Source organism: Streptomyces sp. NPDC047974 (assembly GCF_040653375.1).
Taxonomy (GTDB): Bacteria; Actinomycetota; Actinomycetes; order Streptomycetales; family Streptomycetaceae; genus Streptomyces.
This window is the reverse complement of the sequence record NZ_JBEZNU010000066.1, coordinates 1-11,924: the sequence shown is the minus strand read 5'-3', so window position 1 is coordinate 11,924 and position 11,924 is coordinate 1. Positions and strand designations below refer to the sequence as shown.

At 73.7% G+C, this 11,924-nt stretch carries 10 protein-coding genes; 3 read left to right on the top strand and 7 right to left on the bottom strand.

Annotated elements, in window-relative coordinates; genetic code table 11:
* Positions 1-198: 198 nt before the first annotated feature.
* From AB0E19_RS37620 to AB0E19_RS37610, 3 genes are all read left to right on the top strand, one after another.
* Positions 199-1,044: an alpha/beta hydrolase gene (locus tag AB0E19_RS37620; RefSeq protein WP_362189439.1), complete on the top strand. Its 846-nt coding sequence runs from the start codon at positions 199-201 to the stop codon at positions 1,042-1,044.
* Positions 1,045-1,151: 107 nt separating this feature from the next.
* Complete coding sequence (locus AB0E19_RS37615; protein WP_362189436.1) at positions 1,152-1,697, top strand: hypothetical protein; 546 nt, start codon at positions 1,152-1,154, stop codon at positions 1,695-1,697.
* Between the two features lie 20 nt (positions 1,698-1,717).
* Positions 1,718-2,716, top strand: a complete 999-nt coding sequence (locus AB0E19_RS37610) for an MsnO8 family LLM class oxidoreductase (protein WP_362189433.1) — start codon at positions 1,718-1,720, stop codon at positions 2,714-2,716.
* A gap of 79 nt (positions 2,717-2,795) precedes the next feature.
* Here AB0E19_RS37610 and AB0E19_RS37605 read toward each other — a convergent pair whose 3' ends face one another.
* The 7 genes from AB0E19_RS37605 to AB0E19_RS37575 all read right to left on the bottom strand — a co-directional run bounded on the left by AB0E19_RS37605 (position 2,796) and on the right by AB0E19_RS37575 (position 11,714).
* The gene (locus AB0E19_RS37605; protein ID WP_362189430.1) at positions 2,796-4,031 is read right to left on the bottom strand and encodes an acyltransferase; all 1,236 of its coding nucleotides are present in this window, start codon (positions 4,029-4,031) and stop codon (positions 2,796-2,798) included.
* Positions 4,032-4,240: 209 nt separating this feature from the next.
* Positions 4,241-5,482, bottom strand: a complete 1,242-nt coding sequence (locus AB0E19_RS37600; protein ID WP_362189427.1) for a VCBS repeat-containing protein — start codon at positions 5,480-5,482, stop codon at positions 4,241-4,243.
* Between the two features lie 52 nt (positions 5,483-5,534).
* Positions 5,535-6,284: a hypothetical protein gene (locus AB0E19_RS37595; protein WP_362189424.1), complete on the bottom strand. Its 750-nt coding sequence runs from the start codon at positions 6,282-6,284 to the stop codon at positions 5,535-5,537.
* A 25-nt stretch (positions 6,285-6,309) separates the two neighbouring features.
* Complete coding sequence (gene wecB, locus AB0E19_RS37590; RefSeq protein ID WP_362189421.1) at positions 6,310-7,548, bottom strand: UDP-N-acetylglucosamine 2-epimerase (non-hydrolyzing); 1,239 nt, start codon at positions 7,546-7,548, stop codon at positions 6,310-6,312.
* Positions 7,549-7,888: 340 nt separating this feature from the next.
* The gene (locus AB0E19_RS37585) at positions 7,889-9,646 is read right to left on the bottom strand and encodes an FAD-binding protein (RefSeq protein ID WP_362189418.1); all 1,758 of its coding nucleotides are present in this window, start codon (positions 9,644-9,646) and stop codon (positions 7,889-7,891) included.
* A gap of 9 nt (positions 9,647-9,655) precedes the next feature.
* On the bottom strand, positions 9,656-10,885 hold the full coding sequence (locus AB0E19_RS37580) for an MFS transporter (protein ID WP_362189415.1): 1,230 nt from the start codon (positions 10,883-10,885) through the stop codon (positions 9,656-9,658).
* Positions 10,886-10,895: 10 nt separating this feature from the next.
* Positions 10,896-11,714, bottom strand: a complete 819-nt coding sequence (locus AB0E19_RS37575) for an SDR family oxidoreductase (protein ID WP_362189412.1) — start codon at positions 11,712-11,714, stop codon at positions 10,896-10,898.
* Positions 11,715-11,924: the final 210 nt, after the last annotated feature.

Sequence of the window (11,924 nt, the reverse complement as noted above, 5' to 3'; positions counted from 1 at the left end):
ATCCACCACGGCATCACCACCGCCGTCATCATCAACACCGCCATCGTCCTCATCGGCACCCTCACCACCGCCCTCTACCTCCGCACCAAGACACCCGAGACGGCCGCACACTCGGGCAACTCCGCCTTGTGACGACCCGGTCACGCGGCCACCGTGGGCCGCGGGCCGCACGCGACGGCCTCATGAAAGGAACGTCCGATGGCTCTGCACACCCGACCGCAGCCGTCTCCGGTCAGCTGGGAGCAGGTACGCGTCCCCGCACCCGGCGGACCCGTCCCGGGGCTCGTCCTGAGGCCCGAGCGGCCGCGCGCCGGCAGATGGCTGGTGTGGGCGCACGGCGGCAGCTGGCGCGCGGGCTCGGCCCTGGAGTGGTACCCGGCCACCGCGGACCTGGCGCGCGCCGCCGGGATGACGGTGGTGAGCGTCGACTACCGGCTCACCCCGGCCGCCCGGCACCCGGACATGGTCCAGGACCTCCTCGCCGCCCTGGAATGGGCGGCCGGGCAGGCCCGGCAGGAGCTCGCCGGAACCGGCGGCGACGGCGAGGAGCCCGTGCTCGCCGTCGGCGGGGACAGCGCGGGCGGCACGCTCGCGGCGTCGGCCGCGCTCGCCCGCCGGGACCGGGGGCTGCCGCTGGCCGCCCAGGTCCTGGCGTACCCGCCGCTCGACCCGGCCTGCGAGGCGGACTCGTACCGCCGCTACGCGGGGGCCTTCCCGTCGGCGGCGGCGATGGCCGGCGCCTGGCGGGAGTACCGGGCCCCCGGGTCGCCGGCCGCCGCCGACGGCACCCGCCTGTACAGCACGCCGTTCGAGACCGACGGGCTCGACGGGGTCGCCCCCGCGATCCTCACGGTCGGCGAACTCGACCCGGTGGGCGACGACGTGCGCCGCTACGCCGGACTCCTCCGGGCGGCCGGCGTGCCGGTGGCCCTGCGGGAGCTCCCGAGGACCGGGCACGGGGCGTTCCTGCGCCCCGTGGCGTCGGGCTCCTCGACGGCGGAACTGATCGGGACGGCGCTGCGCGCCTTCCTCGACGCCCGCTGAGCCCGCCGCGCCCGCTGATCCCGCCGCGTCCGCGCGCCGGGCGGCCGTTCCCCGCTCGATCCCTTCCCCTTCCCTTCCCTCCTCTACGACTTCTTGGGAGACATGCCATGACCGCACCGTTCCCGCCCGCCGCCGTACCCGCCGCCGCCAACCTCGACGCGCTGCTGCGCCACTTCGCCGACCTGCGGGACGGCCGGCACGGCGACGCCGTCTCCCGGTCCGGCAAGGAGGAGCTGTTCCGTACGGCGGCCGGGCTCCTCGACCCGTACGCCCGCCAGGCGTTGACCGAGCTGAACGAGGAACTGCTGCTCGGCCAGGGCACGTTGGCGGCGACCGGGGTGCAGCGGTCCGACGACGGCAGCCTGTTCCACGCGTGGACGCTGTCCTGGGCGGAGCAGCGCGACGGCGGCATTGCGCCGGTGACGCTGTACGCGCACTACGGGCGCGGCTTCCACCACCCGCACCTGCGCGGGGCGACGGTGGCGGAGTGGCCGCTGAACGTCTTCGACGACGCGCAGGCCGCCGCCGAGCTGCCGACGCTGCGGGCCATCGCCGCCGCCGACCTCCACAACCTCGTCTTCGAGCGGGACTTCCGGATCGTGCCGGCGACGGTGTCCGGCGCCTCCGGCGTCCCGTCCGGCCACCGGCACTGAAGCGGACAGGAGCCCACGTCATGACCTCCCTCCGACTCTCCGTCCTCGACCAGACGCCGGTCGGCGAGGACCAGACGCCCGACGAGGCGCTGCGGGCCTCGCTCGCCCTGGCCTCCTCGGCCGAGCGGCTCGGGTACGTCCGCTACTGGGCGGCCGAGCACCACGGTTCGCCCGGCTTCGCCTCCAGCGCCCCCGAGATGCTGGCGGGCGCGGTCCTCGCCCGCACCTCGCACCTGCGGGTCGGCACGGGCGGGGTGCTGATGCCGCGCTACGCGCCGGCGAAGGTCGCCGAGGTGTTCGGGGTGCTCGCCTCGCTCCATCCGGGGCGGGTCGACCTCGGGCTCGGCCGGGCCGGCGGTCCGGCGCACGACTTCCCGGCGAAGGTCGCCGAACTGCTGGCCCTGCTGGGCGCCCGCGGCGGGCGGCGTTCGTACGGGGTGGTGCCGCAGGCCCCGGTGCCGCCGCGGGTGTGGCTGCTCGGCGCGGGCGGCGACTCCGGCCGGCTGGCCGGGCGGCTCGGCACCGAGTTCGCCTTCGGGCACTTCTTCTCCCCGCACGGCGGGGTGCGCGCCCTGGAGGGGTACCGGGCCGAGGTCCGGGAGTCCGGTGCCCGGACGGGCGGCGGGGTGCTCGCGGTGCGGGTCGTGACGGCGGAGACCGCCGAGCGGGCCGAGGAGCTGGCGCGGAGCCTGCTGCTGTGGCGGGCCCGCAAGGACCTGGGGCAGGACCGGCCGCTGCCGTCCCTGGCGACGGTGCGGGGCCACCGGTGGAGCGACGCCGAGCGGGAGCGGGCCGAGGTGCACCGTACGGCGCTGGTGTCCGGGGCCCCGGAGCAGGTGGGCGCCACGCTGTCGGCGCTGGCCGCGTCGCACGGCGTGGACGAGATCGTCGTCAACACGCTGACGGCGGACCCGGCCGACCGGGAGCGGTCCTACGCGCTGCTCGCGCAGTACTTCGGCCTCTCGGAGGAGGCCACCCGCTCGGCGCGGGCGGAGTCGGAGGCGGTGCCCGTGGGCTGAGCCCCCCTCCGCCGCGCACGGCGAAGAGCCCCGACCGGTGGTTTCCGGTCGGGGCTCTTCGCCGTGGCGGGGTGCGGGGTCAGTGGTCGCGGGCGGCGCCGGCGCTGACGGGCTCGGGGGCGGGCGCCGGGGTCTCGGAGACGGCGGCGGCCGGGGCGGTACGGGCGGGGTGGCGCTTGGAGCGGCCGAAGCGGGTCATGGCGGGCGCCTCGACGAAGCGGAAGAGGAGCCAGCCGCCGAGCAGGGAGGCGGCGAAGAAGCCGGCGATCACCAGGAGCGAGCCGCCGATGCCGTACGTGGTCTCGCCGAGCAGGGAGCGCAGGTAGAAGATCGTGACGCCCTGGACGAGGTAGAAGCCGAAGGAGACCTCGCCGAGCCAGACCATCGGGCGGCTGCGCAGGAAGGTGACGCGGCCGTCGACGTCGGAGGCGGCGGTGGTGGCGATGAGAGCGGCGACGGGGACGATGGTGGCGGCGACGAAGCCGTACTGGAAGGGCAGCAGCAGGGCGGCGGCGTAGCCGACCGCGGTGAGCGCGAGGGAGAGGCCGAAGCCGATGCGGCGCGGCCAGCGGCCGGCCAGGACGATCCGGGCGAGCAGGATGCCGAGGACGAACTCGAAGAGCCGGCCGGCCGGCAGCAGGTAGCCGAACCAGAACTGCAGGTCGGAGACGGGCGTGATGGCGGACTTCGGGGTGGCGGGCACCAGGTGGGTGGAGACGAGCTGGACGCCTATGGTGCCGGCGACCATCACCGCGCTCCAGAACCACAGGGCGCCGCCGCGGATCTTGCGGATCGGGACGATCAGCAGCGGGAAGAGCATGTAGAAGAGGAGCTCGCTGCCGAGGGACCAGCTCGGCGGGTTCACGCTGAGGTTGACGGCCGGCTGCGGGAACCAGGTGTGGATGAGCAGCAGGTTCGGCAGCCAGTTCGCGACGCTGGTGACGGCGGCGCCGGCGAACAGCAGCATCGAGGCGGCGAAGACCACGAGGTGGTTGGGGAAGATCTTGAGCAGTCGGCGGCGGAGGAAGGCGGTCGTCCGCTCGCCGGGCTTGGACGCCCAGGCGAGGACGAAGCCGGAGAGGACGAAGAAGAAGGAGACGCCCAGGTAGCCGGCCTTGCTGAACGCGGTCTCGAAGGCGTTCGCGAGGCCCTCGTCGGCGAAGGGGTTGATGGGGGCGTTGGGCGGGATGGGCGAGTCCATCAGGGACGAGTGGAAGAAGAAGACGAGGAGGGCGGCGAAGAACCGCAGGCCCGTCAAGGAGGGCAGTTTCGCCCGCTTCGCGGTGTCGGTGGCCGGGGAGGTCGTGGAGGACACGGTTGGGTTCGCTCTCTCTTGGCTGGCGGGGAGGGAGGGCCTTGCGGGGCTTGCGGGTCCTGCGGGGCTTGCGGGCGTGCCGGGGTCTGCGGGGGCTTGCCGGTTTCTGCGGGGGCGGAACGGCGCTGCGGGGCCTGTGGGGCCCGCGGGGTCCCGGGGCGATGAGGGCCCCGGGACCGACGTGCGCGCGCGGGGGGTGCCTGCCGGCTCTACTGCTCGATCTGGTTGCGGTAGACCATGAGCTTCGCGTCCTTGGCCACGTAGTAGTTCTGGACGGAGTAGGCGATGGTGGCGAAGTCGAGCCGGCCGTCGCCGTTGAAGTCGGCGGTGGCGATGCGGGCCACGGACTCGTCGGAGACCCGCCACTTCGCCCAGACGCCGTTGGCCGCGTCGATCGCCTTGTAGTACATGACGCCCTGCCAGGGCCACGGGCCGCGCAGCGCGACGAGGAACTCCTCGTCGCCGTCGCCGTCGAAGTCGGCGCAGACGATCTGGTGGCCGGGGCCCTCGCCGTTCTCGTTGGGGTCGCCGAAGACGTCGAGGAGGACGCGGTTCCAGCCCTTCCCCTCGGCGTCCTTGGTGTAGACGGCGACGGTGTTGCCGTGGAAGGGCTCGATGGCGGCGACGTACGCCATCGGGTCGTCGCCGAGCCGGCCGGCGTTGAGGTCGCCGCTGCCGCGGAAGCCGGTCTGCTCGAACTGGGTGAGCTCGCCGGTGCCGATCAGCTCGCGGACCCACTCCTCGCGCCGCTCGTCGTAGTAGAGCCAGGTGACGCCCTCGTCGGAGGCGAGGAGGAGCGATTCGAGCTCGGAGCCGGGGATGAGGCCCTGCTTCTTCTCGGCGCCGTGGATCATGCGGAAGTGGCTGTCGTCGATGACGGTCATCGGCCACTCCTCGGCCGTGTGCACGTCGTCGGGCTCGGTGAAGAGGACGACCGGCAGGACCGCGTGCACGTCCTCCTTGGCGACGATGGGCAGGCCGATGATCTGGAGGCGGTCGGTGCGGGTGAAGTGGCCGGCGCGCAGCCGGTGCATGCCGGTGGCGCGGCCGACGTAGTGGCGCTTCCAGCGGGACTCGTCCTTGTCCGGCCGGCCGGGGTTCTCCAGCCAGTCGATCTTGCCGCCCTCGGTGTTGGCGTCGTGGATGGTGCCGATCGGGCCGTAGAGGTCGTAGCAGACGATGACGTCGGGCCGGCCGTTGCCGGTGACGTCGGCGAAGTCGGCGCCGACGGGCATCGTGATGCGGTCGGCGATCAGGCGCCGGGTCCACTCGCCGTCGTTGGCGTACCAGTAGATCTCGCCGAGGCGCAGGCCGTAGCCGAAGAGGTCCGGGCTGCCGTCGCCGTCGATGTCGGGCGCCTCCAGCCAGTAGCCGTCGCGGAGCTGGTCGGCGACGAGCTCGGGGGTGAAGCGGGGGACGCGCAGCCCGGGGGTGGTGGTGTTCTCGGTCATGGCGGTCGGTTCTCCTAGATCGGGGGGAGGGGCTTACGGGGCGGGGCGGTGCTCACGTCCGGGGTGCGCGGGGGACGGGGTGGTACTCGACGGCGAGCCATACGCAGTCGGTGTCGGCGTGGTACTGGTGGTACGGGTAGTGGTAGGTGCACTGCGGGCCGATGGCGCAGAACGGGTCCGGGGTGGTGTAGCCGGGGCTCATGAGCACGTCCTGGTAGAGCGAGGCGTGGTCGCGGTCCCTGAAGCGCTGCATCCGGCCGAGGCCCTGGACCTGGGTGTGGACCTCGATGAAGTCGTGCTCGTTGTGGATGACGCAGTCGGTGCCGGCCGGCGCGAACCAGAGGTTGGCGCGGACCGTGAACTCCCGCAGGGAGACGGCGGTCTCGCGCTCCCCGAGGAGGTGCGCCGCGTCGAAGACGACGGTGCCGATCTCGTCCTGCGGGCTGCGGTAGAGCGGGGTGTCGCGGGGGAAGCCGCCCTGGTCGCCGAGGAGGTCGGCGAGGTGGCCCCAGCCGGGGGCGTCCACCAGGGAGGCCTCGCCGACCTCCTCTCGCCCGGGGCGGAGCAGGATCAGCGTGTCGGCCCGCTCGATGCGGGTGTCGGCGAGGACGGTGGAGGTGAGGGCCGGGATCGTCTTGCGGGGCGTCTCGGCGACGGTCACCGCCGTCATGCTCGGGTTGACGACCATGGTGCGGCCCTCGACGAGGTAGTCCTCGACGTCGCGGACGAGCGTGGCGCGCAACTGCGGGGTGCCGAAGCTGAGTTCGCGCTCGGTGGTGGTCGTGGCCGCGGGGGTGTTCATGTCGGTTCGGTTCCTCTCGTCGGGGTCAGGTGCGGGCGAGGGCCGCCGTCCGGTCGTGTCCGGCGCCGAGGACGCCTCCGTGGGCGGAGTGGGCGGAGTGGGCCGGGCCGGCGGGTTCGGCGACGGCCGTCGGGTCGAAGGGCTCGGGCGCGGGGCCGAGGCCGAAGTGGTGGGCGATGGCGGCGACGGTGCGGCCGGTGGCGCGGCCGTCGCCGTACGGGTTGGCGGCGTTGGCCATGCGGAGGTACGCGGCCGGGTCGCGGAGCAGTTCGAGGGTGTGGGCGACGATGCCCTCGGTGGCGGTGCCGACGAGCCGGGCGGTGCCGGCGGTCACGGCCTCGCCGCGTTCGGTGACGCTGCCGAGGACGAGGGTCGGCTTGCCGAGCGCCGGGCCCTCCTCCTGGCTGCCGCTGCTGTCCGAGACGATCAGGTCGGCGCGGGCCATCAGCTTGCAGAAGGCCAGGTACGGCAGCGGGTCGACGACCGTGATGTTCGGGTGGGAGCCGATGTGGGGCAGCAGGCCCTCGCGGACGACCGGGTTGCGGTGCAGGGGGACGACGACCCGGGTCTCCGGCTCGTCGGCGATGCGGGCCAGGGCGCGGCCGATGGCGGGCAGGTGGGGCCAGGCCTCGCGCCGGTGGGCGGAGGCGAGGACGATCCGGCGGGGGTCGGCGTCGAGGTCGGCGAGGGCCGGGTGGCCGTAGTCGGCGGCCTGCCCGCAGGCCCAGCGCAGCGCGTCGATGACGGTGTTGCCGGTGATGGCGATGGTCGCCGGGTCGATGCCCTCGCCCAGCAGGTTGGCGGCGTTCCCGGGGGTGGGGGCCAGGTGGAGGGCGGCGATCTGGGCGACGAGCCGGCGGTTGCCCTCCTCGGGGAACGGCGAGCCGAGGGCGCCGCTGCGCAGTCCGGCCTCGACGTGGATGACGGGCACCCGCTGGTGGAAGCCGGCCAGGGCGCCGGCGAAGGTGGTGGCGGTGTCCCCGTGGACGAGGACGGCGTCGACGGCGGCGGAACCGAACCAGTCCTCCAGGCCGCGCAGGGAGCGGTAGGTGACCTGGGAGAGGGTCTGCTTGGGGGCCATGACCTTGAGGTCGACGTCGGTGGTGAGGCCGAAGACGTCGAGGGTCTCGTCGAGCATCTGGCGGTGCTGGCCGGTGGAGACGACGACCGGCGCGAACCGGGGGTCGTCCTGGAGGGCGCGGATCACCGGCGCGAACTTGATGGCCTCCGGTCGGGTACCGAGGACTACGGCGAGGGAGCGCATGGGTTCCTTACTTCCTGTGGGGTGCGGACCTGGACAGGGCGGAGCAGGGCAGCGCTGGGCAGGGGTGGGGAGGGGAGTGATGCGGCCGGGGCGCTTGTTCAGCGGCTCTCGTGCGGCCTGGAATCAACTTTCCCCCGAGGCCCCCGGAGGGTCAACGGACGCCCACCCCGCCTCGAACAGCACCTCGAACGTGCTGGTGGGCGGGGGTGTGCGACCGGCGGTCGACCGGCGGTCGGCCGCCTCGGGCGCCGGCTTTCCGGAAAACGCGGAAGCCCTGCGCCCGGGTATCCGGGCGCAGGGCTTCGACCTGCGGTTCTCAGGGGTGTGACAGGGCTCCGGGTCAGTCCTTGGCGGGCTTGACGGACATGGAGTGGCGGAAGTAGTCGGACGGGTCGTAGCGCCGCTTCACGCGCTGCAGACGGGGGTAGTTGTCCTTGTAGTACAGGGTCTGCCAGGGCACGCCGGAGCGGTTGCGCCGCGGGTCGGCGACGTCGCGGTCCGGGTAGTTGATGTAGCAGCCGTCGGTGGCGTCGTCGATGAGCGGGACGCCGCCGGTGGGCGCGAAGAACTCCTCGTACAGCTCCCGCAGCCAGCCCAGGTAGAAGTCGTCCTCGCCCTCCTCCGACCAGAAGGTCTGGAAGCACATCTTGAAGATGGAGGAGCGCTGCGCGTTCGCGGTGGCGTCCGGGGCGACGGCGTTGACCTGCCCGCCGAAGGAGAACAGCACCAGCATGGTGTCCGGGTTGGTGAAGTCGGACCGCGTCATGTGCTTGTAGAGCGCGCCGAGCTGGTGGTCCGTGAAGTTCTTGCGCATGTACGCGGACTTGTGGCCGCCGCGCGAGGTGGGGTCCGTGATGACCGGGTTGTTGGTGCCGACGAGGCGGGTCGCCTGGAGCCAGGGCAGGGTGCGGGGTTCGGCGAGCTGCGGCATGGCGGGGAGTTCGCCGGTGGGCCGGGTGAGGGCCTGCGGGCGGATGCCGGTGCCGGCGGTGATGGCGGCCAGGTAGTCGTCGAGGAGCTCGCGGGCGTTCGGGACGGTGGCGTCGACCTGGGTGAACATGCCGAGGCTGCCGTGGGCCCTGGAGCTGACGTTGAAGAGGCTCGACAGGGCCCGGTAGGGCGAGTCGGGGGCGCTGTGGGCGGCGTGCCAGGCGCCGAAGTTCTTGAGGAGCCGGTTGAACCTGCGCTCGTCGAGCTGGTCCCAGGGGAAGTCGACGGCGCTGACGAGGACCGTGGACGGCGGGGATATCAGCTGGCGGGACGGGTCGGTGCCGGTGGCGCCCGGCGAGCGGAACCAGTACTTGGTGACGAGGCCGAAGTTGCCGCCGCCGCCTCCGGTGTGGGCCCACCACAGCTCGCGGTGCGGGTCGTCCTCCTCGCGGGTGGCGACGACGGTCCGGACACCGCCCCGGCCGTCGGTGACGACGACCTCGACGGCGTACAGGTGGTCGACGACCAGGCCGTGGGCGCGGGAGAGCAGGCCGTACCCGCCGCCGGCTATGTGGCCGCCGGCGCCGACGCTGTAGCAGATGCCGCCGGGGATGGTGACGCCCCAGCCCTTGTAGAGGGCCTCGTACACGTTGAGGAGGCGGGCGCCCGGCTCGACCGTGAAGGCCCGCATCCGGGGGTCGTAGCCGACGTGCGTCATCTCGGAGAAGTCGAGGATGACCTCGGCGTCGGGGTGGACCGCGAAGTCGGCGAAGCAGTGCCCGCCGCTGCGGACCGAGACCCGCTTGCCGGCCCGGACGGCGTCCTTGAGGGCGCGCTCGGCGTCCGCGCTGGAGCGGATCATGCGGACGTAGTCGGGCCGGGCGACGAACCGCTGGTTGTTGCCGGTGGTCAGCTCGGCGTAGCGGGGGTCGCCGGGCCGGACGGTGGAGCCGGTGGAGCCGGTGGCCGAGGCGGCCGCCGGGCCGTTCGTCTCCGCGGCGGCGGCGCTCGGGACGGCGAGGGCCCCGGTCACGGCGGCGGTGCCGACGACGGCGGCGCCGCTGGTGAGCACGGTACGACGGCCGAGCCCCTTGTCCGTCCGCGCGGCGGGCACGGCGGGGGTGGCAGGCGTGGTGGGAGTGGCGGGAGTGGATCGCGTGGAGCGCATGGGTCTGACTCAACTCCTCGGAGACGGTGGTGTGGTGGCGCCCTGTCGCGGCGCCGGAAGGGCGGAGTCCAGGGGAAGGGCCCGCGTCCCGGCCGCCCGGCGGCGGTCGTCGCGGCCCGAGAGCAGTGCGGTGCCGAGACCGGCGGCGGCGAGGCCGGCGCCGATCCAGGTCGGCGCGGTCCAGCCCAGGCCGTGGTCGACGGCGAGGCCGCCGAGCCAGGCGCCGAGGGCGTTGCCGAGGTTGAACGCCGCGATGTTGGCGGCGGAGGCCAGCGCCGGCGCCCCCTCGGCCTGCCGCATGACCCGCGCCTGGAGCGGCGGTACGGTCGCGAAGCCGACGGCGCCGAAGACGGCCAGGGTCACGGCGGCCGGCAGCGGCGCGCGGGCGGTGAACGTGAAGACGACCAGGACCAGGGCGAGCGCGCCGAGAATGACGTACAGGCTGGGCATCAGGGCGCGGTCGGCGGCCTTGCCGCCCAGGACGTTGCCGACGCAGAGCCCGACGCCGAAGAGGACGAGCAGCCAGGCGACGGCCCCGTCGGAGAAGCCCGCCAGCTCCGTCATCATCGGCGCCAGGTACGTGAACGAGGCGAAGACCGCGCCGAAGCCGAGCATCGTCGTCAGCAGCGCCAGCCACACCTGCGGCCGGGCGAAGACGGCGAGTTCGCCGCGGAGCGAGGCACCGGGCGGGCGCGGCTGCGCCGGGACGAGCGCGAGGAGCCCGAGCAGTCCGACGACACCGAAGGCGGTCACCGCCCAGAAGGTGGAGCGCCAGCCGAACTGCTGCCCCAGGAAGGTGCCGAGGGGCACGCCGAGCACGTTGGCGAGGGTGAGGCCGGTGAACATCAGGGCGATGGCCCCGGCCTTGCGGTCGGGCGCGACGAGGTCGGCGGCGACGACCGACCCGATGCCGAAGAACGCGCCGTGGGTGAGGGAGGCGATCAGCCGGCCGCCCATGAGGGCGGCGTAGTCGCCGGCGAGCGCGCACAGCAGGTTGCCGGCGATGAAGACGCCCATCAGGACCACGAGCATGGTCTTGCGGGGCAGCCTGTTCCCGGCGGCGGTCATCAGCGGGGCGCCGACGACCACGCCGAGCGCGTAGCCGGTGACGAGCATCCCGGCGGCCGGGATGGACACGGACAGGTCGCCGGCGACCTCCGGCAGCAGGCCGACGATGACGAACTCGGTCGTGCCGATGCCGAAGGCGCCGAGGGCGAGGGCGAGCAGGGCGAGAGGCATGGGGGCGCCGTCAGATCTGCCGCAGGGCGCCGCCGTCGACGCTCCACTCGGCTCCGGTGACCTGCCCGGACAGCGGCGACAGGAGCTGGGCGACGACCCGGGCCACGTCCTCGGACTCCCCGATGCGACCGGTGGGCAGCCGGCGCACCTCGCGGACGAAGTGGTCGACGGCCGCGTCGGCGGGCAGCCCGAACCGCTCGCCGAGCTGCTCGGCGAAGCCGCCGGGGGCGTCGAAGAGGGCGGTACGGGTGGGGCCGGGCGAGACCACGTTGGAACGCACCCCGCGCGGCCCGAACTCGGCGGCCAGCGACTTCGACACCGAGAGCAGCGCCGTCTTGGCGGCGGCGTAGTCGACGATCGACGGATCCGGGAACCGGGCGGCCTCGCTGGCGACGTGCACGACCGAGGCGGCGTCGGACTCCAGGAGCAGCGGCAGGGCGGCCCGGGTCACGCGGACCGCCGCGTACAGGTTGATCTCGAAGCTCGCGGCCCAGGCGTCGTCGTCGACGTCGAGGAAGCCGGTGCGGGAGACGAGCGCGCCGGCGTTGTTGACCACGCCGTCGAGCCGCCCGTGCAGCGCACGGACCCGGTCGACGACGTACCGGGCGGCGCCGGGGTCGGTGAGGTCGGCGGCGACGGTGTCGAGGGTGCCGGTCGTTCCCGTCGTGCCGGTGGTCCCGGTGCTGTCGGGAGTGTCCGGGGTCCAGGGCTTGCGGGCGACACCGACCACGGTGGCGCCCTCGGCCGCCAGCAGTCGCGCGGTGGCCGCGCCGATCCCGGACGAGGCGCCGGTGACGAGGTAGACGCGATCGTGGATACGCAGGTCCATCAGGGGTTCCTCGGAGAGGTGGGTGACAGGGGAAGCGGCCGGGTGCGGTCGGCGGGGGATGGGCGACCGCACCCGGCCGCGGCTCTGGAAGAGCCCTCAGACCGCGCTCTTCTCCGGTGTCTTGGTGCGGAGGTAGAGGGCGGTGGTGAGGGTGCCGATGAGGACGATGGCGGTGTTGATGATGACGGCGGTGGTGATGCCGTGGTGGAT